This is a genomic window from Anaeropeptidivorans aminofermentans (assembly GCF_940670685.1).
In the GTDB taxonomy this organism is placed as follows: domain Bacteria; phylum Bacillota; class Clostridia; order Lachnospirales; family UBA5962; genus Anaeropeptidivorans; species Anaeropeptidivorans aminofermentans.
This window is the reverse complement of record NZ_OW711693.1, coordinates 615,699-641,319: the sequence shown is the minus strand read 5'-3', so window position 1 is coordinate 641,319 and position 25,621 is coordinate 615,699. Positions and strand designations below refer to the sequence as shown.

At 38.4% G+C, this 25,621-nt stretch carries 19 protein-coding genes; 3 read left to right on the top strand and 16 right to left on the bottom strand.

From position 1 onward, the window contains the following. Positions 1-89 precede the first annotated feature (89 nt). The 4 genes from NBX03_RS02515 to NBX03_RS02500 all read right to left on the bottom strand — a co-directional run bounded on the left by NBX03_RS02515 (position 90) and on the right by NBX03_RS02500 (position 4,176). Positions 90-1,148, bottom strand: a complete 1,059-nt coding sequence (locus NBX03_RS02515) for a GerMN domain-containing protein (protein ID WP_250229205.1) — start codon at positions 1,146-1,148, stop codon at positions 90-92. Between the two features lie 11 nt (positions 1,149-1,159). Next, positions 1,160-2,590 carry a sensor histidine kinase gene (locus NBX03_RS02510; protein ID WP_250229204.1) on the bottom strand — a complete coding sequence of 477 codons (1,431 nt, stop codon included), beginning with the start codon at positions 2,588-2,590 and terminating at the stop codon, positions 1,160-1,162. Beyond that, entirely contained in the window at positions 2,583-3,272 is a 690-nt protein-coding gene (locus NBX03_RS02505; RefSeq protein WP_250229203.1) for a response regulator transcription factor, read from the bottom strand. Before NBX03_RS02505 ends, NBX03_RS02510 begins: the two co-directional genes overlap by 8 nt. Before the next feature lie 235 nt (positions 3,273-3,507). Next, positions 3,508-4,176 (bottom strand): helix-hairpin-helix domain-containing protein, encoded by a 669-nt coding sequence (locus NBX03_RS02500; protein WP_250229202.1) that lies wholly within the window; start codon positions 4,174-4,176, stop codon positions 3,508-3,510. A gap of 470 nt (positions 4,177-4,646) precedes the next feature. Here NBX03_RS02500 and NBX03_RS02495 point away from each other — a divergent pair, with 470 nt between their 5' ends. Continuing rightward, positions 4,647-6,077: a D-alanyl-D-alanine carboxypeptidase family protein gene (locus tag NBX03_RS02495; RefSeq protein WP_250229201.1), complete on the top strand. Its 1,431-nt coding sequence runs from the start codon at positions 4,647-4,649 to the stop codon at positions 6,075-6,077. A 115-nt stretch (positions 6,078-6,192) separates the two neighbouring features. On the opposite strand, the gene NBX03_RS02490 is transcribed toward NBX03_RS02495, so the two are convergent. Next, positions 6,193-6,435: a helix-turn-helix domain-containing protein gene (locus tag NBX03_RS02490; RefSeq protein ID WP_250229200.1), complete on the bottom strand. Its 243-nt coding sequence runs from the start codon at positions 6,433-6,435 to the stop codon at positions 6,193-6,195. Between the two features lie 843 nt (positions 6,436-7,278). Then, the gene (locus tag NBX03_RS02485) at positions 7,279-8,484 is read right to left on the bottom strand and encodes a M20 metallopeptidase family protein (protein WP_250229199.1); all 1,206 of its coding nucleotides are present in this window, start codon (positions 8,482-8,484) and stop codon (positions 7,279-7,281) included. A gap of 197 nt (positions 8,485-8,681) precedes the next feature. Here NBX03_RS02485 and NBX03_RS02480 point away from each other — a divergent pair, with 197 nt between their 5' ends. Beyond that, on the top strand, positions 8,682-10,133 hold the full coding sequence (locus NBX03_RS02480; RefSeq protein WP_250229198.1) for a M20 family metallopeptidase: 1,452 nt from the start codon (positions 8,682-8,684) through the stop codon (positions 10,131-10,133). Positions 10,134-10,392: 259 nt separating this feature from the next. Here NBX03_RS02480 and NBX03_RS02475 read toward each other — a convergent pair whose 3' ends face one another. From NBX03_RS02475 to NBX03_RS02450, 6 genes are all read right to left on the bottom strand, one after another. Next, the gene (locus tag NBX03_RS02475; protein WP_250229197.1) at positions 10,393-10,674 is read right to left on the bottom strand and encodes a DUF1294 domain-containing protein; all 282 of its coding nucleotides are present in this window, start codon (positions 10,672-10,674) and stop codon (positions 10,393-10,395) included. 637 nt (positions 10,675-11,311) lie between these two features. Then, on the bottom strand, positions 11,312-12,619 hold the full coding sequence (locus NBX03_RS02470) for a glycine/sarcosine/betaine reductase component B subunit (protein WP_250229196.1): 1,308 nt from the start codon (positions 12,617-12,619) through the stop codon (positions 11,312-11,314). A 2-nt stretch (positions 12,620-12,621) separates the two neighbouring features. Next, entirely contained in the window at positions 12,622-13,956 is a 1,335-nt protein-coding gene (locus NBX03_RS02465) for a glycine/betaine/sarcosine/D-proline family reductase selenoprotein B (RefSeq protein WP_250229195.1), read from the bottom strand. Between the two features lie 351 nt (positions 13,957-14,307). Continuing rightward, positions 14,308-15,678, bottom strand: a complete 1,371-nt coding sequence (locus tag NBX03_RS02460; RefSeq protein ID WP_250229194.1) for an APC family permease — start codon at positions 15,676-15,678, stop codon at positions 14,308-14,310. An 827-nt stretch (positions 15,679-16,505) separates the two neighbouring features. Next, positions 16,506-17,123, bottom strand: coding sequence for a helix-turn-helix domain-containing protein (locus NBX03_RS02455; RefSeq protein WP_250229193.1), 618 nt, complete (start codon positions 17,121-17,123; stop codon positions 16,506-16,508). Positions 17,124-17,703: 580 nt separating this feature from the next. Beyond that, a complete protein-coding gene (locus NBX03_RS02450) occupies positions 17,704-19,194 on the bottom strand; it encodes an aldehyde dehydrogenase family protein (protein WP_250229192.1) in 1,491 nt (496 codons plus the stop codon). An 895-nt stretch (positions 19,195-20,089) separates the two neighbouring features. Here NBX03_RS02450 and NBX03_RS02445 point away from each other — a divergent pair. Further along, the gene (locus NBX03_RS02445; RefSeq protein ID WP_250229191.1) at positions 20,090-20,776 is read left to right on the top strand and encodes a stalk domain-containing protein; all 687 of its coding nucleotides are present in this window, start codon (positions 20,090-20,092) and stop codon (positions 20,774-20,776) included. 195 nt (positions 20,777-20,971) lie between these two features. On the opposite strand, the gene NBX03_RS02440 is transcribed toward NBX03_RS02445, so the two are convergent. From NBX03_RS02440 to NBX03_RS02425, 4 genes are all read right to left on the bottom strand, one after another. Beyond that, positions 20,972-22,369 (bottom strand): M20/M25/M40 family metallo-hydrolase, encoded by a 1,398-nt coding sequence (locus NBX03_RS02440; protein ID WP_250229190.1) that lies wholly within the window; start codon positions 22,367-22,369, stop codon positions 20,972-20,974. 127 nt (positions 22,370-22,496) lie between these two features. Beyond that, positions 22,497-23,222, bottom strand: coding sequence for an amino acid ABC transporter ATP-binding protein (locus tag NBX03_RS02435; protein ID WP_250229189.1), 726 nt, complete (start codon positions 23,220-23,222; stop codon positions 22,497-22,499). After that, positions 23,215-23,877: an amino acid ABC transporter permease gene (locus NBX03_RS02430; RefSeq protein ID WP_267134867.1), complete on the bottom strand. Its 663-nt coding sequence runs from the start codon at positions 23,875-23,877 to the stop codon at positions 23,215-23,217. The genes NBX03_RS02435 and NBX03_RS02430 overlap by 8 nt, the downstream gene beginning before the upstream one ends. Positions 23,878-24,348: 471 nt before the next feature. Further along, complete coding sequence (locus NBX03_RS02425; RefSeq protein WP_250229188.1) at positions 24,349-25,182, bottom strand: transporter substrate-binding domain-containing protein; 834 nt, start codon at positions 25,180-25,182, stop codon at positions 24,349-24,351. Positions 25,183-25,621 lie beyond the last annotated feature (439 nt).

Sequence of the window (25,621 nt, the reverse complement as noted above, 5' to 3'; positions counted from 1 at the left end):
AGGCTTTAGACGGCTAAAAATAAAAGAAAAGCAAATTGACAATGCTGCTGTTTCATATTTATTCGAATATAAGAGCAGAAGTAAATCTTTTAGTCTTCATCCTGCTTTATCTCAGTATTGAGTATCAGGGACTCATCTTTTTCATATGCCTGATTGAGATTACTCACCTTTTCTCCGTTTATGAGAAACTGAACCCTTTTTACATTTTTATCGGGGATAGTAAGGGTATTTACGATGGAATATATTGTGAGCTTCTGCAAGTTTTCGTTATACGTTCCCTTATTGATTTCGGGAATACTGCTTAAATCAATATAGCAGGTTTTATCTGTAGTGGTATTGACGTCGTTTATCTTCATATCAGAGGGAAGAAGCCCTACTAAATTTTTTGAAGAAGGCCCTTTTATAAGCTGCTCCAATATGGCCTTTTCTTCTGAAGAGTCTAAAGGAGACTGAACCTCTATAAGCCTTACCTCCGGTACAAGCCCTGTCATTTCCTTATTAGCAAAATAAAGGACTACTTGTTTTCTTATAACGCTGTCGGAAGTAATATTGGGCGTAAGCAGAACGTTTTCTCTATTCATGGGGCCCATAATCTGATTGTTTGCCTGAGTAAGCCTTTCTTCAACTGCGCCGTTTTCAATAAATATTTCAACATTTTTAACAAAGTCCAATTCCGTCAGGGTATAAACCAAAGAACCTCTTAGAAGAATTTCATCTGCCGGACTTAAATCCTTATATTCTTTTGAAAATACAATTTCCACGGTTTTATTTTTAGACGTTGCCCCCCCCTCATCATAAGAGGAAAAAAGAGTAACTTCCCTTGCGATCTTAAGCTCCGGCGGAAATGTTTTCACAAGATTTGCACTTTTAGGCCCTATAATGATAAGCTCATAAAGAACCTCTTCCACAAAGTCCGTATCTTCCTTTGCTTTCATTTCACCTGTTTCGCTTTTAATATATTTAGGAATGCTTCTGTTTTCATATTCAAGGCTGTAGGTTGTTGGATTAAGAAAGTATATTTTAGTATTTATTGCATTTTGGTCTGCTTCTCCTGCTTTATAATTAAAAAAAGTAAATATGCCAAATATAACAACTAAAGAAACAATTGCTATGGCAGCCGCTCTAAGCCATTTTCCGGGTGTAAACATCAAGACCCCTCCTAACTTGTATGCTTAATAGGAAGCCTTACCACAAATGTAGTACCCTCGCCTTCCTTGCTGGAAAGACGGATGCTTCCGTTATGCAGAAGAACTGTCGAATGGGTTATGGAAAGGCCAAGGCCTGTGCCTCCTGTGCCCCTGTCTCTGGTTTTGTCGATGCGGTAGAACCTTGTAAACACCTTGCTTTGCTCTTCCTCCGCAATGCCCACCCCTGTATCCTGAACGGTGATAAAGGCATTTTGATGGTCGGCATCTACAATTACCTTTACGGTACCTCCGTCTGGAGTATATTTTATGCCGTTTTCTACAAGGTTTGATATGGCAAGGCTAAGCTTCATTTCATCCGCGTCTATGACAACCCGCTTAACATCCTCATAAAGAAGCTCTATTTTTTTCTGCTCCGCCAGAGGATAAAGCCGCTTTAATATATCTTCAACCATTTTATTTATTTCTGTAGGCTTAATATTAAGGCCTATGGTTCTTTGGTCAAGCTTAACAAGGGTAAGCAGGTCATTCACGATAAAGGTCATTCTGTCTACCTCTGAATTAATATCCTGCAAGAATTCCCGATACATTTCCACGGGAACATTCTCCTGAAATAAAATAGACTCAGAAAGAACCTTAATAGAGCTTAAAGGGGTTTTAAGCTCATGAGATACATTGGAAACAAATTCTTCCCTTGTTTTTTCTACCTGTTCAAGCTTGTCGTTCATATTGTTAAAAGCTACGGCAAGCTGGGAAAACTCATCTCTTCCCCGAACACCGATTCTTTGGTTCAAATGACCCTCGCTCATAAGCGTAACGACCCTTAAAATATTTTTCAAAGGCCCTATAATTATATGAGATATAAAAAATACACATATGAAAACCACAAGGGTAATAATGCCTATAAGGGGCATCAAAGACCTTTTTACAGAGTTTATCAGATTAAAAACATCTGAAACGCCGCTTACGATAAGAACCGTTCCTATGGCCTTGGTAGAGTCGTCATTCAGCATAGGAACAGCCGTATAAAGAGTCATGCCGTCCTCTTGAAGCTTGGAATAAGGCTTCATATCCTCCATGGCATGGATTATTTCAGGGGATATGAAGGTCGTATTGTTATAGGTATAATTGGTGTCGTTAATAACGACGCCTTTATCGTCAATAATAAGAATCCTGAAGGATTCGGCCCTGCTTTTATCCGTCATATTGACGGATAAAAGATTAAGCTTGTCCTTACTGCTATCCGTAAGAAAATTACCTTTTATTACAGTATCTGTGATTACGGCAGCTTTTCTTTTAATATCGTTTTCCTTATTTGATATGAAATAAGACTCTATGAAATTCGTCGTAGTAAAGCCGAAAATCATAATCGGGATCAGCCCCACCGATATAAAAGAAAGAAAAAACTTCCATCTTAGGCTGCCAAACCAGTTAAGTCTATCCAAAATAATAACCAACTCCCCATTTCGTGTGAATAAATTTAGGGTCGCTTGGGTTCTCCTCAATCTTTTCTCTTAATCTTCTTACATGGACGTCAACCGTTCTTACGTCCCCGGGATAATCATATCCCCAGACAGTATTTAAAAGGCTTTCTCTGCTGTATACCTTGCCGCGGTTTTCCATAAGAAGTTCTAAAAGGTCAAATTCCTTAGCCGTAAGATTGGTTTCCTTGGAATTTATAAACACCCGCCTGCTGTCAAGTTCGAGCCTCAGCTCATTATAGGTAAGGCCCCTTTCTTCCTTTGCTTCCTGAGGGCTTACCTTTCTTACGCTTCTTCTTAATATCGCTTTAATCCTTGCTTTAAGCTCTAATATATTAAAGGGCTTTGTTATATAATCATCTGCGCCGTATTCAAGGCCCATGATTTTATCCATATCATCGCCTTTTGCAGTAACCATGATAATGGGAACGCCGCTGAATTCTCTTATCTGTTGACATACCTGAAGGCCGTCTACCTTCGGAAGCATCACATCAAGGACTATAAGGTCGTATTCTTTCCCCTTTGCCAAAACAAGCGCTTCTTCTCCGTCATAAGCAGCATCGACTTTCATGTCTTCCTGCTCAAGGCTGAATTTTATGCCTTTAACGATAAGCTTTTCATCATCTACGACAAGTATATTATACAATGAAACCCCTCCTAAACATATTATGCATTATATTAAAATCTGAAACGAAAATTTATTTATACTAAGTGAATTTAAAAAATTATATAATCCTAAGCCTGCAAGTTGTTTTCAACTAAGCGTTGCCTGTAAGTTCACAAACAAGTTTTCAAGCATGTTAATTATACAGTAAATTTCTTATAAGAAAGTAATAAAAAGCCTATTTCTTATAATTTGAATAATTTCTAACTTTATCTGCCTATTCCACCGTGATTTTATCTTTTATTTCATCAAATACGGAGCTTCCTATACGGCTTACGTTTTTTATTTCTTCTATGGATTTAAAAGGCCCTTTTGCCTGCCTGTAATTTATAATATTCTGGCCTATGACATTGCCTATTCCGGGAAGGGCAGTAAGCTCTTTAAGGCTTGCATCATTTATATTTATAAGGCCGTTATTTGGCACGGGAGCATCTTTTTCCGAAACTTCTTCTCCTTGATACCATGTTTCGTCCCGGGGTATTTCTTCTGCCCCTTCTTCGGTTTTCACAGGTATCTTTACATGCTTTGCGTCTTCAACATATGCCGCTAAGTTTATATTTCCCAAATTGGCGTTTTCCAATGCTCCTCCTGCAAGCTCTATCAGGTCGACGATGCGCTTTCCTTCTTCAATTTCATAAACCCCCGGAGATTTAACCGCACCGGTTATGTAAAGGCGGAAAGTTTGAGGAACATTTTCTTCCTCCTTTGTTGCCTCCTCTAAAGGGGCCTTTTCAGCTGGTTTATTATCTTCTTCTGAATAATTATAAAGAATAAGGCCTTCCGAAGCAGCTTCTTTTTGTGTTACAAGCTTATAACAAATAAAAACAAGCATTATAATTATAAAAACAGTGGCAATAATATTAAGGCTTTGCAGCTTTTCCTTCATAAAGACCTCCGTATAATAGGAATAGTATAACATAGAAGCTATATAAATTAACACTTTTAATTCTGCAAATTATGCCATGAAACAAGCCTTTTAGGATTATAGAAATGATTTTTAGCATATATCATAATCAGTAAAAATATATTCTTAAAACGTGGTTTGAAAATAACGGTAATTTTAATAAGGCTGTTAAAAAACGGGTATACTGAATGTTAAATTCTTATTATCCCTATTCTTCGGCTATAATCGCCGGAGTATTCATAAATATTTTATGCCTAAATATGATTATAACATAAATAATACATAATCAAAATATCAGCAATAAAAACTAAATCTACGGCTTATTCCCTAAGCATCTATAAAATTCAAGCCTGATTTTCATGATTTTATACATATAGGTATTTAAGCAATAGACAATTTATGGTATAATCATTAATCATTACAAAAAACTTGCACCCCGAAAGGATATTCCCATGAAATTTAAAAAATTAACTTCAATTATGTGTATAATTTTAACATATATATCAGCATTTTCACAGGTATCTTATGCATCTGAAATTCCTCTGCCTTTAACGGAGCCTACGGAAACAAGCTCCTCAGATATATCCATAGAAGCGGAAGCTGCCGTTCTTATCGACGCAGAAACAGGCTGCGTCATATACGATAAAAACAAAGATATAAAAAAGTTCCCCGCCAGCATCACAAAAATAATGACTGCCATGCTTGCCCTTGAAAACGCAAAGCTTGACGAAAGGGTTCTCTTCAGCCATCAGGCCGTTTTCTCCCTTCCTTATAATTCAAGCCACATAGCCATGGACGAGGACGAAAGCCTTTCCATGGAGCAGTCTCTTTACGCCATAATGCTTGAAAGCGCAAATGAGGTATCTAATGCCGTTGCGGAGCATCTTGGCGGGACAAACGAAGGCTTTGCCGAAATGATGAATAAAAAGGCAAAGGACCTTGGGGCTAAAAATACGCATTTTACAAATCCTCATGGCCTTCACGATGAAAACCATTATACGACGGCCTACGACATGGCTTTAATCATGCAGGCAGCAATAAAAAATCCTGAATTTATCAAAATAATCTCCACTCAATCCATGAAGCTTCCCCCTACGGAAAAGCAGCCTTTGGAAAGGCCTCTTAACAATAACCATAAAATGATTTTTTCCGGCAACGCCAATTATCATGAAAACGTAGTAGGCGGCAAAACAGGCTTTACTACGGAAGCCGGAAATACCCTCGTAACTTATGCAAAAAAGGACGAAAAGGGCCTTATTGCCGTAATCCTTCACGATTCCAGCGCAAAGGCCTCCTATACAGATACGAAAACCCTTTTGGACTATGGCTTTAATACCTATTGCAATGTCAATATATTCGACAGCAAAAGCTATACGGAAAAAATAAATGTAGTATACGAAAAAGAAGGCTTAATCCGTGAAGCAGGAATAGCCGAGCTTTACGCCAAGGAAGATATTACGATGAACCTTCCTTCGACCCTGTCAAAAGACGATATTATTTTAAAATCTAATATATCTTATCAGATAAGCCCTCCCGTAGCGCTGAATCAAAAGGTAGGGACCCTTGATATTATGTATAACGGAAATGTGCTTAAAACGGTTGACCTTTACAGCAAATCAGAAGTACCTATCCCGAAGGATATGCCTTCGGAAGAAAAAAACACCCTTGCCGAAAAGAAGGGCAGCACATTAACCGGAATAAGCAAAAACTTTGTCCTTATACTTAAAATTGCAGGGTTTATCGCAGTTTTCCTCACCGTAATTTCCGTATCTTCAAGAATCGTAAGAATACGCCGCAGAAACAGAAGGAAAAGGCAATTGAAATACAGGAACTCCTATTATATGAAAAAAAATAATTATCATTACAGATACAGGAATAATTAAAAAAAGCGTTTTGCAGATTCCCTTAAAGAATCTGCAAAACGCTTTTTTATACTATGCCGTCCATTATCCTTATATAAAGAAAAAACTAAAATCAGCTTTATGGACACGCTGATTTTCATTTCACTTCCTGGTCCAGATTGAAGAACACTGCATCATCAAAAAATTCTTTCAGCGTCATGCCTAAGCCGTCACAGAGTTTTTTAATTACAACTATACCAATGTCTTTTCTTTCGGAGTCGATAATGCTATAAAGGGTTGACGGCGTAATTCCCGAAAGATTCGCCAATGCATTTATTGCAAGATTTCTTTCATTGCAAATATTCGTAATTCTGATGACTGCCGCATTTTTTATTCCCATATGAATCACCTCATAAAGAGATTATAGTAAATTTAAAGATAAACAGTAGCAAAGCCGTATATTCACGAAGGCTCAAAAATGTACCGTTTCCGAAGGAAATCCGTGTTTTTGAGCTTAATGGGAATCGGCTTTTGCTGCTTCTTCATGATAAATTTACTATAGCAATAACTTCGCCAACGCGTATGCGCTATTGCGTATATCGGATGTTAGCGTTATACTGATATAAATATATATAAAAGGTGTGCATATGGATAAATCTTTAGAAAAATCTATTAAACTTATGTTTCCTAGACTAATCCAGCATTTTAATAAGAATTTTTTATTCACTTTTATCAATACATCTGGCGATAACCTGCAAATCTATAATACTACCTTAGGCTCTTGGATAAGAATCTTCACATTAAGAAAGGAAAGAGCTGTTTATAAGCAGTTTACTAAAAATGGAATAACAAACAAGGATACGATGTCTGCAATTATTATTGAACTGCATAAATACTTAAACTCAAATAAAAATAATCATATATGATATATCATATATGATTATTTTATAATTAAGCTGCTATCAATTTATGCTCTTAAGCATAGTTCAAAAATATTTGAACGTAACTATCAAATATGGTTTATTATCTTGAAAATCGCAGATTTATTTGCTATGACCTATACTCTTTGCCATAAATAGACAAGGATTATCCTTTCCCCATATTAAGTGGAATACTTCAAGGGCCCTGAATCCGCATGCATAATACTCAGGTATTATTACAGATTTCTGATTTTTCATTTTCATCCAAAACCCCTGTTAACTTATGCATTGGATTTTTCCTAATTTTTAGCTCATTACAAACCTTATTTATTGTTCTTAAGCCACTCTATGGCAGTATTTGCATATACTGCAGCGCCTATGTATAATGGCTCCTCGCTAAACGTTACCTTGGGGTGATGGAGCTTATACAGATGCCCATTTTTAGCATTTCCAACAACAACATTGCAGCTTATTGTAGGTATAAGCTCACTTACGAAACCAAAGTCTTCGGAGCCTGTTGTTTTAGCATTGGCATAGCCTACTTTTCCGGCCATGTTAATCAAAGTTCTCTCCGGTAAAATTTCGCCGTTATATTGAAAGAATTCCTCAAAAAGCTCTTTATCGTTTATAACAGAAGGGCAGCTTATAGGGAAGCTTACCTTGGCTTCGGCCCTTAAAGCCTTTGCTGTATCTACGGCCATTTCTTCAATTCTTTTCTTAATGAAGTTTCTTGTATCATTATTGAAGCATCTGATGGTACCTTCCATATAGGCGGAATCCGGAATAATGTTTGAAGTGTTTCCGCCGTGCATCTGGCCGATAGTAAGAACGGCCTCATCGGAAGCCGAAAGCTCTCTTGCGTGAATAGACTGGAGGGCTATATGGATATGGCTTAAAGCAGTAAGAGGGTCTATGCATTCGGAAGGCCTTGCACCATGGCCGCCTTTTCCCTGTATATCTATACGAAGCCAATCTGATGAAGCAGAGATTACGTCCGGCCTTGATACTAAAACATCACCTATTTCACAATCGTCGTTTACGGCTACGTGTATCATCATGCCGGCGTCTACCTTGGGATTTTCAAGAAGACCGTCTTCTATCATGCTTTTTGCTCCGTAAAGGGTTTCTTCGGCAGGCTGGAACATGAGTTTAACTTTTCCTTCAAGATAATCCTCATTTTCTTTCAGAAGCTTTGCCGCGCCTAAAAGCATTGACGTATGCATATCATGCCCGCAGGCATGCATATTGCAGGTTTTTGATTTAAAAGGTTCGTCGGTTTCCTCAACTATGGGAAGGGCGTCCATATCGGCTCTGATTAAAAACACTTTCCCCTCTTTTTTGCCGGCGACGGCAACGATGCCGCCTTCTCCGCAGTCAATAGGCTCGTACCCCATGGAAATAAGCTGTTCTTTAACATAAGCCCTTGTTTTAGGAAGATTTGTATGTATCTCTGCGTTTTCATGAAGCTGCCTTCTGTGCTTTACAAGTTCTTCCTGAATGCTTTTGGATTGTTCCATAATTCCTTTCATCTGCTCACCTCTTCTATTTTAGTATATAGATATAATTATATAGAATTTATCCCTTTTATAAAAGCCTTATTTCATATTTATTCATATAAACTTTTCTTCTTTTCCAATGAAATCTATCTATTGCATAAAAAAACTGATATAATTATTTATATATTAAATAAAAAATAAGAGAAGCAAAGATTAAAAGGAGGTAACGCATGTCTAGCAGTAAAATTACAGAAATCAAAAACTTAGTCGCTTCCAAACAGGATAAAATAATTTCCGTAAGTGACGCCATATGGGATTATGCAGAAACTCGCTTTGAAGAAACAAAATCCGCCGCAGAGCTGATAAAGGCTCTTGAAGCCGAAGGCTTTACAGTTGAAGAAAATGTGGCGGGCATAGAAACGGCATTTGTAGGAACCTACGGAAGCGGTTCTCCCGTAATCGGCTTTTTAGGTGAATATGACGCCCTTGCAGGCTTAAGCCAGGTTGCCGGAGAGCCTCATGAAAAGCCTTTAAACCCCGGAAAGCCGGGCCACGGCTGCGGCCATAATCTTTTGGGTGCCGCTGCATTCGGCGCTGCGGTTGCGTTAAAAGACTACATAAAAAATAATAATATTTCCGGAACCGTTAAATATTTCGGCTGCCCAGGAGAAGAAGGCGGCTCCGGAAAAACATATATGGCAAGAGAAAATGTATTTTCAGGCACAGATATTGCGTTTACATGGCATCCGGGGGCAGAAAACACTGTATTTGGCACATCAAGCCTTGCAAATATTCAGGCTTATTTCAGATTCAAGGGAAAATCCGCCCATGCCGCCGGCGCACCTGAAAACGGCAGGTCTGCCCTTGATGCAGTAGAGCTTATGAACGTAGGCTCAAATTATTTAAGAGAGCATGTTTCAAGCCAGGCAAGATTTCACTACGCCGTAACAAATACCGGCGGAAACGCCCCTAACGTAGTTCAGGCCGAAGCAGAAGTTCTTTACCTTGTAAGAGCCCCTCAAATGAAAGAAGCAAAATCCATTTATGAAAGAGTATGCAATATCGCAAGAGGCGCCGCCCTTATGACGGAAACCTCTCTTGAAATCGTCTTCGATAAGGCCTGCTCCAATTATATCCCCAACGTTACCCTTTCGAAGGTTATGTATGAAAATATGCTTTCCTTCGGCCCTCCTGAATTTGACGAAGAAGATATAAAATTCGCTGAAGAAGTAAGAAAATCGCTCACAGAGGCAGAGCTTTCAAACAGCAAAGGCGCTCAAGTTCCCTATCCTGATTGGAAAGAGCTTGACGAAGAAAACAGCCGCAAGCCAATCTGTGATTATATATACCCCTACCATGAAACCATGGGGTCTATCGTTATGTCCGGCTCTACAGACGTAGGCGATGCAAGCTGGGTAATGCCCACAGCCCAGATTTATATTACAACCGTTCCTAAAAATACCTCCGCCCATACATGGCAATGGGTATGTGCAGGAAAAAGCCCTATGGCTCACAAAGGCCTCATAAAAGCCACGGAAATTATGGCAGGCTCTGCCGTAGATGCACTTTTAAACCCTGAAATCATCAAAAATGCCAAAGCAGAGCTTGATAAAGTCCTTTCAAAAACACCTTATGAAAATCCGATTCCAAAGGGCGTAAACCCAAAGCCCATGGGTAAATAATAAAATTTTAAGGGGTTGCTGCAAAATAAATTTTGCAGCAACCCCTTTTCGTTTAAAGCCCAAAAGAGCTTTAAAAGAGATAATATAGGAATAAATAGTTATTCCATCACTTTTCTTAGCCAAAGCCATGAAACACGCCATTTTTTTCAATGGGGCAAAATCCCATTTGCGGAATTAATTTTAGTGCGTTACCCATTCTTTTAATAGCCGGCTATGCTGAAGTTATAAATCTTAATTTTGCAGCAGCGCCTTTTTATCATTAAATATAAAATAATATGTACGCTAAAATTCCTATGGCCATAAAAAGCGAAACGGGGATAAGTATTAAAAATTTCATATGCTTTGTTTTATGTCTTAAAAGAAACATGCCTGAAAAAGCGCCTATGCCTCCTCCTAAAAGGGCAGATAAAATAAGGGTCTTTTCGGATATGCGCCATTTATTCCTTACGGCTCTTCTTTTATCTATGGCATAGATTATAAAAACAGCTATATTCCATATTAAAACTGCTGATAAAATTATGTATTTTATATCGCTTTCCACTACTGTCCTCCCAGAAGGGGCTTATAGTAAATTTAATATTAAACCGTAACAAAACGTGTATCACGAGGGTTCAAAGATGTACTGTTTCCGAAGGGAATCCGTGTTTTTATACCACGCGAACTTGGAAAAGGATGCAGGCGTAAGCCTGCAAATCTTTTTTAAGTGAGCGTTTTCTTATTGTTATCAAACTTATTTTTTATGTTGGTAACGATGAATCCCTGGTGAATCGGTTTTTGTTACTTCTTTATAAGAAATTTACTATGTTTCGGCCTCTTTTTATTATGCTTAAAGTATATCATAATTGCTGATTTTTCTCATGCATTTCTTTTTAAGAACCCTATAATTGAATAAATATAAAACAGGAACATTCTCAAATGAAATAGAAAAAATCCAGACTGAATTAAAATACCATAAACGGTATTTTGCGGAGCAAAAATGCTTATTGCTTTTTCTTATTTTATGCTCTCTAAAGCTAAATACCTGCGGCAGAATAAAACAAATTGATTATAAACAAGAAGAAAACCAAGCCAAGGCTTGGTTTTCTTCTTGTTCCTGTGAGGAGATTATCATCAAATATTGTAATAAAAACGTATTTTGAAAGTGTTTATATGCATATTCTGTATTCATTTTATATAAATTAATATTCTTCCGCAAATAGGCTTCCGTGGGCAGATTGGTTTCCTGAAAGATAGAGATGAGTAGTAGTGTCAAAAGTAATTGACTTATTTGACGGTGGGAAGTATCCGCCGGACTCTTTATTGAGCCTTAAAACGTCTCCCCCTACGACTCTGTCCACATCAGGCAATGTATAATGCTTTTCTATAGAACCGCCGCTTATGACGGCATCGGCTTCGGGTACGTCGTCAACCAGGAGAATTCCTTCTGTTCCGTCTGCACCGCCGAATTCAAAGGTAATGGTAGAAGCCTTAATGCCGTTTTGCTCCGCACATTGAATAGTGAGCATTCCGTCTACGGCTGCATTTCCGCCGCCTTCCCATGCCATGATAAGACCGTTAGCCTTAAGATATTTAGCAAGCTTTATATTAAAATTGGCGCATCTTGTCTTATGCCAGTTCGAAGGATTATGGCTTCTGCAGAATATAACGCCTTTGAAGTTCAAAGTCTTTCCGTGGTTTCTGTAAAGTTCCAGCAATATGGGGTGATTTACATGAAGATACGTAGGAACCTTGAAGGCCGGCCATACATAATTTCCGCTGACCACGCAGCCGTCAAGCATTTCGTTTGGATGCAAAAGGGTCGGAACAAGATTATCTATGCTGAGGCCGTAAAGATACGTATTGGAATAAGGCCCCTGGTTCTGGCACTGCCAAACCAATACGACATTGGGAAGGCTTTCATCGGTTTCCTCTATTGAAAATTCTTCCGTTTCGTCCGGTTCCATTTCCTTTGTGAGGGCGGCAAGATAGGCAGATATTTTTATGCCAATCAGCCTTATTTCATTATCGTACTCAACGGAAGATTTTCCTTCTTCAAGCTCATAGAGTATAATAAAATTTACGGTTTTATAAAAGGGCGTAAATTCCTGTATGGGGCCCTCCATATCCATTATGGCGTCTCTGGGATATAAAAGCCCGCTGCTGGCGCTGGATTCGTCCCAGGGAAGGGCTGCAGATTCCATAACCGTAAAGCCCCGCAATAAATTTGTGATGCCTTCGCCGACGGTTTCAGGATTTGAAAAGAACCCCGAATACTGAACGCCTCCTTCAAGCTTATACATAGGCTGCAGGGTGTCTAGCAAATGAATAATCCTTGTGTTTTCTCCCGGCTTTACTATTTCAAAATCAATGGATTTTATGCTTTTCATAAGAGGAGCGGCTTCTTTTTTCAAGTCTTCTTTATTGATATAAAGAACACCATTTTCAAGTTTGGTCTCATGGGAAAAGCACACATCTGTAATGTCATAATACTGTCTTTTAAGCTTCATTCTTAACCCTCCTTGCCTTCATCTACAGTATAGATTACAGGCTCTTTTGTACCGGCCTCAAGGGCAAAAAGCGCCTTCTCTAAAATTCTGTGCCTGAAAACCTTTTCTCTATCCGGCGGAAGGCTGGGGTCTCCCGACGGCGCCGTAAAATCTCCGCCGAATACAATCCTGTTGGCCCCTACGTTAAACGCTATGGAAGTAAAAGCCGTTACTACTGCATTGGGTATTCCTTCTCTGTCAAGCTCTTTTGAAATCGTTGCGCCGCAACGAGTACAGGTGCCTCAGGTGGTCGTCATAATAGCCGCTGAAACCCCTGCTTCTTTCAAAGCCTTTGCCATGGAAGCGCCTATGGAGATACTGCTGTCGATATTGGTTCCGATACCGCAGGTAGAGAAAAATTCATGGTATACGCCTTTAATCGCGCCCTCTTTTTTAAGCTCCAGCATCTGGTCATAGGGAATCAGCCTGTGCGGGTCGGCACTGGCGAAGGTTGTGTCATAGCCTCCGTGAATTGATTCGTAAACGCCTTTCTCAAGGGACGTAAGGCCTGTCATGTTGTATTTTCCGTAGGTTATGGAAAATGCCTGCTTAAGCTTATCGGGATTACCTACGGGAACAAGCCCTCCCGTTGTTATGAGAGCGATTACGGCATTTTTCATATCCGCAACAGGGGGCGCAGGGGGTACTTTATCGAAGCTTCTTAAGGGCACCTCCGTTTCATAAGGCTCGTTACGAAGCTTTTTTAAAAGAATATCCACAACCCTTTTCGCACCGATCTCTTTATTGTATTCATTGTAACGGTGCCCTGTTTTAAAATATCCTTCTGCTCGGGCAGGACCTATTTTCTCTCCTTTTGCAAGCTTCAAGGCAAACTTAGCAAGAGCAGGAATGGACTTTTTCATACCCGTAGCCGTTTCCGCAGTAGGCAGTATATAAATATTCTGAACATACATGCGGATGGCCGGATTTTCATGCCACATAGCGCATACGCTTTTTATGCCCAGCTCTCTTTTTACCAAATCACACATTTTAGCGCAGGCAACGCCGTAGCGTCCGGCGTTAAATGCCGGCCCGGCGATAAAAACGTCCGGCTCTGCTTCTTTAATTTCTCTTAGGAGCTCTTCTTTAATGCTTTCAAATTTATCGTCGGTATTGATGAAGTTATCTCCGCAGGCTATGATTTTAACGACTTCCATTTCGGAGCCCCATTCTTTTTCAAGACCTAAAGCAGGGCCCTTCTTTTCGTCCAATACTGTCATTCCCATATGAGCGGATTCTTCTCCCCCCAGGCCTGCATAAAATTGGTTAATATAGTGTACAGCCTTTAGCTTAGCCATACCATCCCTCCTTGGCAAGTAAGTATACTTATTAAGTCCATAGTAAATAAACTTAGTTTTTAAGTTCATTTACTATAAATTAAAAATAATTGACAGAAATTAATCTTTCGTTTTTCACCCGTAAAAAGTTAATCAAGCCTTATAATTTTAAAACAATCTACAAGCAGTAAGCTTAAAAACAGTCAAATACAGAATATACAAGCGATAGCTTACCGGTTTTTAAGTAAGCTGCCTTTTATAGTTAACAAACTTATTTTCAAGTTTTGCTGATTGTATCTTTTATAGGGGCGTATCCGAAGACTTTTTAACGGCTTTTGCGCCTTCGGATACGGCCCTTTCAATAGGTATTTGTTATTTGCTTTTTACCATCTGCCTTATGGCGAAAATAACGATACCGATTAAATAATATCCGCCGGCAAGCATATAAGACATAGCGCCGCCTTCGCCGAAGTAAAATACAATCAGTATAAATAATATTGCGATGATTGAAATTACAGGAAAGAATATGCCCCCGGGAACCTGAAATTCACTTTTGTTTTTTATTTCTCCCGATGCCTGCTTCTTTCTTAACACGATTACAGTAAAGGCTATGATTGCCCCTGTAACAGCCGAGCATATGGAGCCTGTATTAATCATAAGCCATATAAAATCGGGCCTTAATGTAATAATTGCAGATACAACAGCCACAAGAACAAGGGCAAACACAGGGGTTTTGCTCTTTTCATCGATTTCTTTAAACTTTTTGGGAAGAAAGCCAGATTCTGCAACGGCGCAAACCGTTCTTCCGGCGTCCATAATCATAATCAGCATACTGTTTGATATGGCAAGCAAAGCCCCGAGGGGAATAAGACCTATAAGCCATCCGAATTTGCCGTTAAGCCCTCTCAATAAAGCGTATAAAAGGGGATAATACTGTCTGCTTGGATCGGCTATAAAGTCCTGAACGGGAGCAAAGCCGAATGTCGTAAAAAGAATCAAAGAGTAAACGCTTATGGTAAGAAGAACCGCAGAAGCCATTGCCCTTGGTATGGTGCGCTTAGGGTTTTTAATTTCATTGGCAATGGAGGCTATGGCAATGATAGAGCCGTAGGCATTCATCGCTATGGGAACGCCTGCTATAACCCCCTGAGTCTTCATTGTTCCGCTTACAAAGGGGTTAAAATTCTGGAAATCTGCATGCCCAAGCCCTACTATAATAAAGACTGCAAATATCAGCATTAAAATCGTAATTAATATCTGATTGGCTTTGCCCATGGTGGAAATTCCCTTAGCATTTAAAAGCCAGCCCATGAATATCCACACAAGGGGAATTATAAACTGAAGCGCCATAGAATCCTTAACGACAGGGATAAATTCCTGAAGATATGTAGAAATGCATATGGCTGAAAATGCAGTTCCGAGAACGGAACAGTTCAGCCAGCTCCAGGCTGAAATCCATCCCGCAAAATCCTTTGTCTGCTGTTTTTTGCCTAAAATGATGTTTGGATATACAAATATACCGCCCATGCGGGGAAATGTCGTAGCAAGTTCCGAAAGGTTCAGCGCATATAACAATATGATTGTACCGGCAACCATCCACGATATAATGGCTCCGGGGCCCGCCATGCCGTACGTAACGCCTGAAAGAGTAAATATGGAGCTTCCGACCATGCCGCCTACCGCTATCATAATACACGCGGCTATGGTAAGGCTTCCGCCTGAACTGTTGCTTTTGTCGCTCATTGCATATACCTCCTTATAAAAATGTAAAATCATCAAACCGGCTCAACTTTAATACTGTAGTAAATTTCTTATAAAAAAATAACAAAAACCGATTCCCTACGGATTCCTGGCTATCAAACAAAAAACAAGGTTGATAACCATAAGAAATCGCTCACTTAAAAAGATTCGCAGGCCTACGCCTGCATTCTTTTCCAAGTTCACGCAGTATAAAAACACGGATTACCTTCGGAAACATGGTGAAATTGCCTTTATACCGTAATAGATATAAGCCTTTCAACATATAAAATCAAATAAAGGCAGTTTCACAAAGGTGCTTTATTATATTTCTTCTAAAACACATTTTTGAATCCTCGTATAGTCAATTTGCTTTTATACCGCCGTAAGTATTTAGCTTTAGGGAACATAAAATAAAAGAAAAGCAAATTGACAACGCTGCTATTTCATGTGAATTCAAGAAATATACGGTTTTGTTACTGTTTAACTTTAAATTTACTATATGAAACTTTTTCGGCAAAGGCTTATGCCCCGTGACCTTTAAAGAAAATTCACTTCCTATCCAGCTGAACTGACATTTAAAGAAAATTAAAATGCTTTATCTATCTGCTTCAGCTGAAACACATTTTTAGCCTTATGGCAAAATCCTCAATTTTAAAAATCTGACAATTACGCCGTTATCTCCTTAAAAACCCTTGAATTTCCTCGTATTTTTTGGCCTTTCAAAGCAAAGAGGCTATATTGTTATACAGCATATTTTATAATATATAACGGAATATTCCGACTATTATTTTTCTAAAAATAGCCTTATTTTTTCTTGGCTTTTTTCAGTTTTATTCCAGTACGTCTCTTCCGTAGGGAGGGCTTGCCACAAGGATGAGCTTTGCTCCTTTGCTTTCAGTGTATATGGTATGTTCCACCTCTGATGAAAATAAAATAGAATCCCCTTCTCCCAGCTGATACTTCTCTCCTTCTATCATTATAGAAACCTCTCCTTCGGTTACTACAATAAACTCTTCTCCATTTTTATGCTTATGGACATGCCTTTCCTGAGGCGATGCCGGCGGAAGATTATAATGACTCACCTGAAGGTTCTTTTCAGATTTTGATGAACCGATACTAAAAGAAATACCTTCCTCGGTAAAAAAATCCAGCTTGTCATTTTTACGCATAAGCTTAACGGAGCTGTCCTTATTGTCAAGAAAGTATATTAAATCCACGTTGAAGTATTTTGCCAATCTTTGAAGAGAAACTATGGATATGGAATGCTTTCCGTTTTCAAGCCTCGATAAAAAGGAATAGCTCATTTTAGTTTCTTCTGAAAGCTGCTGTAGAGATACGTTTCGCATCTTTCTGAGCTGCCTTACTTTAAGGCCTATACTTATGTCAATATTGCCGCCTTCCTCTTCCATTTCTGTTTCTTTGTCTATTTCCATTTCTCTTTTATCCATATTAACACCACCGTTTTAAATTTTAAAAGTTAATATGAATAATACCATATAGCCAATTCACTTTCAAATTTTCCCTATTCAGTAATTAAATATAAATTTCTGCCTGTTTTTGTTATTTACTGTATGAATCCAATAAAATACAAATTTAAAAGCAAATCTGCAAATTCCACGGAAAATCCAAATCAGATTTCAGCAATTTATAGTAAATTTCTTATAAAGAGGTAACAAAAACCGATTCCCTCCGGAAATATAGTGAAATTGCCTTTATAGTAAATTTCACTGAAGAATGTAATAAAAATCTATTTTTCATAAATGGCTTAAACATATAAAATCCCTAAGTTTAATCCATTCAAAATATACGATTTTTATTACTGTTTAATTTGAAATTACCTTTATATCGTAATAGGTATAAGCCTTTCAATATATAAAATCAAATAAAGACAGTTTCACAAAGGCGATTTATTGTGTTTCTTCTAAAACGCATTTTTGAATCCTCACAAATATACGGTTTTGTTACTGTTTAACTTTAAGTTTACTGTAACTGCCCTTCCGTAAAACAGCCTTACATATTCACCGCCTTCTACATAGGCGGTATGCTCTTTTCATCCATATCAACAAATATTGTTTTGCTTGTCATATATTTATGAATTCCGGCTACACCTAAACCGCTTTCCTTCCAGCCTGTTCCCGGAGACTCTATCATACCCTTTGAGAAATAGGAGTTAATATAAATCTGGCCGCCTTTGATGGCTCTTGCTACCCTTAAAGCCCGTTGCATATTATTTGTCGCAACCGCCCCCGCAAGGCCGTATGTAGTCATGTTGGCAATTTTAATAGCCTCTTCTTCCGTTTCAAAAGGCGTTACACAAAGCACAGGGCCGAATATCTCTTCATTGAATATAGTCATATCCGGTGTTACATCTGCAAAAACAGTAGGAGGAACGAAATTACCCTTTGTAATTTCAGGGTCTGTATAAGGCTCTCCGCCGCAGATAAGCCTTGCCCCTTCCGCCTTTCCTTTTTCAATATATCCCCATACGGTTTGGGCATGTTCTTTGGAGATAAGGGTTCCGTAATTCGCGCCTTTTTCATAAGCAAAGCCGTCCCCGGGAACAAAGCTTTTGCATTCTTCCTTCAATGCTTCAAGAAATTCCTCATATATATTTTTATGGAGAATAAGCCTTGTACCTGAAACGCAGACTTCACCGCTATTCAAAGTAAATCCGAATTTCGCCCATTTTGCGGCTCTTTTTATATCAACATCGTCAAATATAATGTGAGGGCTCTTTCCGCCAAGCTCTAAAGCAAGGTCTTTCACCGTATCTTTTGAAAGCTCTATGATTTCTTTGCCGGTCTTAGTTCCGCCGGTAAGAGAAACCATATCGACAAGGGCACTTTTTACAAGGGCGCCGCCTACTTCTGCGCCGCTTCCCGTTACCACGTTAAACACACCCTTTGGAAAACCGGCTTCATGGAAAACTTCCGCTATCATAAGCATGGTAAGAGAAGCTAAAGTCGACGGCTTAACAACTACAGTATTGCCTGCCGCAAGAATGGCGGAAATCTTCTGGCAGCCCATCATAAACGGCCCGTTCCATGGGAGAATTTCACCTACGACACCCTTCGGCTGATAAATAACGTAATTTAAAACATCATTGCCGCAGTCAACCACCTTTCCGTCAAGGCATCTTGCTTTTCCCGCGAAAAACTCAAAAGCATCTACTGAAAGCACCGCATCATACCAACGGGCACTCATGTAATTTTTTCCGCAGTCGAGGGCTTCGACAACGGCAAACTCATCAAGCCTTTCCGATAAGATTTTTCCTGCCTTTAAAAGAAGCTTGCTTCTGTCCTTGGCGGACATTTTGCTCCATTCGCCATTGTCAAAAGCTTCCCTCGCGGCTTCAATAGCCTTTTGCACGTCTGCTTCCCCGCCGTAATAAGCCCCAGCGAAAACTTCATTGTTGGCCGGGTTCACAACCTCAAATGTCTTTCCGCTTTCCGCAGGAACAAATGCACCGTTGATATACAGCTTGTAGGGTTCCTTTCTTACATAGCCCATAGGATTCATAATATCACTCCTTTTATTATATTGTTATGAAATATACTGTTGATAGTATATTTATTTTCTTGAGTAAACAGGTTGAAAAATAATGCAGCACGATTAATTCTTTATGTATAACTAAAATTAATTATATTAAATATAATATATAATTAACACCAATAGAAGTCAATTGATTTTTCGAGGCTTTTGACGAATTAGCAATAATATACATAATTTATGCCTTATTTCAGGTTAAAATTCCAATAAATATATTCATGTTCAATATATTGTTTTAAATAATTAAATATTCTATAAACAGTATATTTATCTTCTTTTTTGTTTTATGTTTAGCCCTCCTGCTTTTCAGCATAAAAATATGCCTTTATACTGGATACAGGATAAAGGCTTCAATTTAGGAATATTGTCTATATAGTAAATTTAAAGTTAAATCGTAGCAAAGCCGTATATTCACGAAGGCTCAAAAATGTACCGTTTCCGAAGGAAATCCGTGTTTTTAAGCCTTAAGGGAATAGGCTTTTGCTGCTTCTTTATGATAAATTTACTATACAAAGCAGTGATAAAAACTTATACAAGCTATATAGACTTTTTATAAAACTATGCTTACACTCAAACTAAAGTAAAATAGTAGCGTTGTAAATTTGCTTTTCCTAGATTTTATGCCTTCTTGGAGTTCATTACTGACTGCGGCAGAAAAGCAAATTTACTATATGATATAACGTGAATGCATTTCACAAAGTAAAAGTATGAGTGAAACCTACGTTTGTGGTATAATATGACTTAAACTTAGGCAAAGCTTAAGTTTAAGTCACGAATACATTTTCCGCAGGGAAATGTATGAGAAAAAAACGATGTTTATGGTATAATAACATTACATAAAAACATTGAAGAAGGAGGATCTTTTATGAAATTTGATTTAAAAAGCATCGTTGCAGGAATATTTATAGGAAGCATAGGATTAACCTCCGTATATGCAGGCGCAGCATCAAATGCGATAGAGGTTTTCTACAATATAAAGTCCGTTTCTGTGCAAGATAAGGAAATTACTTTTCCAGAAGATAAAAAGCCCTTTATATATAAGGATACGGCCTATGCTCCTATAAAGGAAATTGGAGAAGCCTTAGACAGCGGAGTGATTTACAATGAACAGGAAAAATCCATTTCACTCTACAGTAAAGATAAAGCAAAGCTTCGTTTGTTATACGACGCCATAGATCGTTTAGGGGCTGTTTCTCCTGAAAAAGCCATTGATATATGGTCACAAGGATTAATCGAAAGAAACGCCGCCATTCAATATGCCGTAATGACGGATGCTTTAAAGGAAAGCTATGTAAAATCCCTTGAAGAAAACGGATATGATTTCTGGATTACAGGAGTTTCAAGCCCCTGGGTTGAAAGCTACGAAATATCAGATAAGGTAAATACAAGTGATATAAAGCAGGAATACCATATAAAATATAATACAAAAACCTCTGAAGGAAGCTATCATTTCAACGTAACTTTATTATTAATAAAAGATGGGGATTACTGGAAGATAGAAGATATCGCAGGGGATGAAGAATCTTCTGCCTATACGGGATATTTTAAATAAAACTTAAATTTTATATTTTTATATTTATAGTAAAACGATTTTATTACCGTAAGAAAAGCTTAATATAAACACTTCCATATACTTAAGCCGTTTATGAAAAATAGTTTTTTCTTACTATCTTGAACCTGTTTTGCTTCAATAATATTTGTTTTATAAATATGGAAAACCCCTTGCCTAGGCAAGGGGTTTTTTAAATTAAAAGCAGGTGGTTTTCATTATCTCTATGATGCCTTTAATTCCCTGCATCAGGGCCGGCAGGTAGCATCTTTCATTTGTTGCATGAGTTGTATAGCCTAATACCATATTATCAATGAAAGGCCTAAAGCGGTAGCAGCAGTCACAGATATCTTCAAAATAACGGCAGTCTGTTCCGCCTGTTACAAGGCCCGGAACCACCGTAACGCCGTTAAAGAACTTTTGGGTAGCATCTGCCAAGGCCTTATAGCCTACGGAGTCTATATTGGATATTTTTGAAGGGTCCAGACCCTTCGTCATGGTAATGGAAAGCTCCGGGTCATCGGCAACCTTTTTGCAATGGGCTAAAATGGATTCGCAGGTATCTTCCGGTGCAATACGGAAATTAATAACGGAGCGAACCTTTTGAGGCAGCACATTAGGGGCCGGAGAGCCGTTAATCATGGTTAATGCTGTTGTCGTATGCACAAGAGGCGCCAAGTCCTTATCTTCGCATAAGTATTCGGCAAATGCTTCGGGGTTTGTGTCGATGTTTTCTACATAAGATTTAAAGGGTTCTTCTGTAATTACATCCTTTAAGCCTTTAAACATATTATAAACTACTTTATTTATATGAGGCGGCAATTGATTGTCTTCGATTTTTCCGATTGCTTTTGCCACTTTTCCAAGGGCTGTGCCTTTTCCGGGACGGGAGCTGTGTCCCCCTTCGGCGTTTGCTTCTACAGCTACGTCAATATAGCCTTTTTCAAAAATGTCTATTCTGGCTAAAAGAGCCTCGGGAGCGCCGAATTCGCTGCCCATTTTAAAGCCGCCGCCTTCATCCATTACAAATTCCAATTGAACGCCTTTTTTCTTTAAATGCTCCATTGCAGCCAAGGAACCGTCTACACCCATGGTTTCTTCGTCATGGCCGAATACAAAATAGATATCTCTTTTAGGGGTATAGCCTTTTTCCATCAGATATTCCGCTGCGTAAAGCTCGCCGATTACCTGGCTTTTTGTATCTATGGAGCCTCTTCCCCAGAGAATATCCCCGTCTATTTTACCGCTGAAAGCAGGCTCTTCCCAATCGTCTTCCGTTCCCGGCATTACGGGAACAACATCTAAATGAGACATAAAAAGAGCAGGTTTTAAAGAGGGGTCGCTACCTTTCCAATGATAAAGGAGAGACCAGTCATTAATAACCGTCTTTTCCATATTTTTATGAACCAAAGGAAAAGCTTCTTCAAAATGAGCATGCAATCCCTTAAAAGCGTCTCCGTCCATTAATGAAGTATCCTCATAGGATACAGTCTTATATGTAATGGCTTTGCTTAAAGCTTGCGCCACCTTGTTTTGATCCACGTCCTGATAATCTGCAGCATCTGAAAAATACTTCGTTACTTCCTGCACATTCATTTAAAAAGCCTCCTTTGATTTATCTTAGTAAACCTGAAAACGCTTACAGTAAAGCTGTAAAAGCGTTTCAGGAACATTCTCTTACAATCAACACTTCTTTTTAAGTCTATTGATTGTATAGATTATTCTAATGAAGTACTTTGCTTAAAAATTCCTTTGTTCTGGCGCTTTGAGGATCTCCGAAAATCTGTGCCGGCGTTCCCTTTTCTTCAATAATGCCTTCGTCCATGAAGAAGACCCTGTCGGATACTTCTCTGGCAAAGCCCATTTCATGAGTAACAATAACAGTAGTCATACCTTTTTCAACTAATGTTTTAATAACGCTTAATACTTCTCCTACCATTTCAGGATCTAAAGCAGATGTAGGCTCGTCAAAAAGCATTACCTCCGGATTCATGGCAAGGGCTCTGACGATTGCCATTCTCTGCTTCTGCCCGCCGGAAAGCTTTTTGGGAAACTCACTCCATTTATCGCCTAAGCCGACTAATTTCAAAAGCTCATGGGCCTGCTCTACGGCTTCTTCCTTTTTCAGCTTTCCTGTTAAAACCGGAGCAAGGGTAATATTATCCAGAACAGTTAAATGAGGGAATACATTAAAGTGCTGGAAAACCATCCCCATTTTCTGCCTGTGAACATTAATATCTATGTTTTTACTTGTAATATCTACGCCGTCAAAAATAATTTGCCCTTCCGTAGGTACTTCAAGAAGGTTCAGGCATCTTAAAAATGTACTTTTTCCGCTTCCAGAAGGCCCGATTACAGAAACAACCTCGCCTTTTACGATTTCTTCGTTAATAGACCTTAAAACTTTAAGCTCTCCGAAGTTTTTACTTAAATTCACTGTTTTAATCACTGGTAGCAAGCCTCCTTTCGTATAATGCGATAATTTTTGATAATGGGAATGTACATGCAAAATAGATGACACCGGCTACAATCAATGGTTCTATCGTAGAGTAGGTGGCGCTTTTAATAATGGAAACAGAGGTCATTAAATCCCCTAAGAAGAAGTTAGAGGCAAGAGAGGTTTCTTTAATAACCATAACAAACTCATTGCCCAAAGTAGGCAGGATATTCTTTATTGCCTGAGGGAACACGACCTTCATCATGGTCTGAGAAGGGTTTAAGCCAAGGCTTCTTGCGGCTTCCGTCTGGCCTTTATCTACGGCCTGTATGCCGGCCCTTATAATTTCTGCCACATAGCCGGAGCTGTTAAGCACAAGAGCCATCAGCACGGAAGCAAATTTCCCCGGGTCATAACCTATAATTTCCGGTACTGCATAGTAAAAGAAAACCAATTGAAGCAAAAGAGGCGTTCCTCTTATGATTTCTATGTATGCCGTAGCCAATAAGCTCAAAGGCTTAAATTTAGACATACGGCACAAGCATATTAAAGAACCTATGGCTGTGCCTAAAATTACCGTAAGGGCAGACAGAATAAGGGTCATGCGCAGACCGGCAAAGAATACCGGATAAAATCTGATAAATACGTCTACTGCACGATTAAGCAATTATTTTCTCTCCTTTGAATTTCAAATGTTATTCATTATAATAAATGCACTTAAAAAACTGCCCCGATATTATGTATGGAAAATGGATTATTGAAAACATGCATAAAGTAAAATAATGAATTACAGTAACAAAAACCGTATATTTTATACTTAGCGAACCTGAAAGCACTTGCAGGGGAGCTGTAAAAGTGTTTTCAGGGGAATGTCCCCTTATAGTCCACAAAAATCTTTTCGGCTTTGTTGACTATAAACGGCTTAATATAAACGCTTCTATATATATTTAAGCAGTTTATGAAAATAGGTTTTTATTACTGCCTTCAAGCTATTTTACTATAAAGGCCATTTTTTTAAGTTAATTTACTATAATTATTATACCTTTAAAAAAAATTATTTGGAAGTAGTTCGTTATTTATTCTTTAAACAACTATTATCCATCTGCACTAAAAGCACAGATGGATAATAAGTTTTTGATTATTCACCTTTAGCAATTTTCTCAGATAATGCCGTAGCTTCTTCAAGCCATCCAGCGTACAAGTCGCCTTCATTTACTTTTACGATAATTTCGCTTACTTTATCAAAAAGTTCTTTTTCTCCGTTCATGACACCTACGCGAGTACCGTCTTTTGAGCTGTCAAATTTGAACTCACTCATTACAATATCCTCATAGCTTTTAGCGTATTGCTCTCCGGAGCTTTGGCTCATGGAAAGGGCGTCAATTTTACCTGTACGAAGCATCATAATGCCGTCTGTAAGATTTGTAATGGTCTCTATTTTTGCATCGGGAAGCTGCTTTTCAACATTTTCATACTGGAGAGAACCGTTCTGCGCACCGATTAATTTACCGGCAAAATCCTCTGCCTTTGCATATTCACTTGCTTTCTCCTTTAAAACCATAATGCCTTGACCGGTGCTTGTATTATAAGCCTCTGTAAGCTGCATTGCTTTGGCTCTGTCTTCTTTGTAAGCAAGGCCTGAAATGCATAAATCTACTTTGCCTTCCTGTACGGCAGCTAAAGCGGAGTCAAAGCTCATGGATTCTATTACTAATTTTACCCCTAATTCATCTGCAATATATTGAGCAAATGAGATATCCGCTCCGACGATACTTTCCTGTCCGGTTTTACTTGGGTCAATAAATTCAAACGGTGCATAGTCCGGTGAGGTGGAAATGGTAAGCTTTCCTTCTGCTAATATTTTCTCTAATCTATTGGCCGGCTTATCGGCTTCAGCGCCTTTTCCGCCGCAACCGCTTAAAAGTGCTGCGGCACATACAGACATGAATAAAAACTTAAAATATTTCTTCATAAATGGAACCCTCTTTCTTATTTTGTATTCGTCCTTGTCATTCATATGTACTAAAAAATTTATAAATTGATTATACTCCTGTTTTTTCAATTTTGCAACATATTTATTCATATGTACTGCATATTTATGCAATCTGCGGATTTTGCATATCTTTTTTATATTTTTATAGGGCGTTTTAAAAATATAAAGTTAAAACACCGCATTTATAGCAAATATCTTATAAAGAAGTAACAAAAACCGATTCGCTGCACACCTAAAAATATGGATTTCCTTTGGAAACGGTATATTTTTAAACCTCTGTGAATATGCAGTTTTGTTGCTATTTGACTTTAAATTTGCTGTATGCTTTAAAAGTAATATAATCTTGCGGTTTCATAGGAGAATTATATTATAATTTTGCATCTTTAAAATCTAAGTTCCCTATAAAAAAGACTATGAT

Bases quoted from the DNA above. Each gene is read 5' to 3' on its own strand.
- NBX03_RS02515 (WP_250229205.1), bottom strand. From the start codon at position 1,148: ATGTTTACACCCGGAAAATGGCTTAGAGCGGCTGCCATAGCAATTGTT.
- NBX03_RS02500 (WP_250229202.1), bottom strand. From the start codon at position 4,176: ATGAAGGAAAAGCTGCAAAGCCTTAATATTATTGCCACTGTTTTTATA.
- NBX03_RS02495 (WP_250229201.1), top strand. From the start codon at position 4,647: ATGAAATTTAAAAAATTAACTTCAATTATGTGTATAATTTTAACATAT.
- NBX03_RS02490 (WP_250229200.1), bottom strand. From the start codon at position 6,435: ATGGGAATAAAAAATGCGGCAGTCATCAGAATTACGAATATTTGCAAT.
- NBX03_RS02485 (WP_250229199.1), bottom strand. From the start codon at position 8,484: ATGAAAGGAATTATGGAACAATCCAAAAGCATTCAGGAAGAACTTGTA.
- NBX03_RS02480 (WP_250229198.1), top strand. From the start codon at position 8,682: ATGTCTAGCAGTAAAATTACAGAAATCAAAAACTTAGTCGCTTCCAAA.
- NBX03_RS02470 (WP_250229196.1), bottom strand. From the start codon at position 12,619: ATGAAGCTTAAAAGACAGTATTATGACATTACAGATGTGTGCTTTTCC.
- NBX03_RS02460 (WP_250229194.1), bottom strand. From the start codon at position 15,678: ATGAGCGACAAAAGCAACAGTTCAGGCGGAAGCCTTACCATAGCCGCG.
- NBX03_RS02455 (WP_250229193.1), bottom strand. From the start codon at position 17,123: ATGGATAAAAGAGAAATGGAAATAGACAAAGAAACAGAAATGGAAGAG.
- NBX03_RS02450 (WP_250229192.1), bottom strand. From the start codon at position 19,194: ATGAATCCTATGGGCTATGTAAGAAAGGAACCCTACAAGCTGTATATC.
- NBX03_RS02445 (WP_250229191.1), top strand. From the start codon at position 20,090: ATGAAATTTGATTTAAAAAGCATCGTTGCAGGAATATTTATAGGAAGC.
- NBX03_RS02440 (WP_250229190.1), bottom strand. From the start codon at position 22,369: ATGAATGTGCAGGAAGTAACGAAGTATTTTTCAGATGCTGCAGATTAT.
- NBX03_RS02425 (WP_250229188.1), bottom strand. From the start codon at position 25,182: ATGAAGAAATATTTTAAGTTTTTATTCATGTCTGTATGTGCCGCAGCA.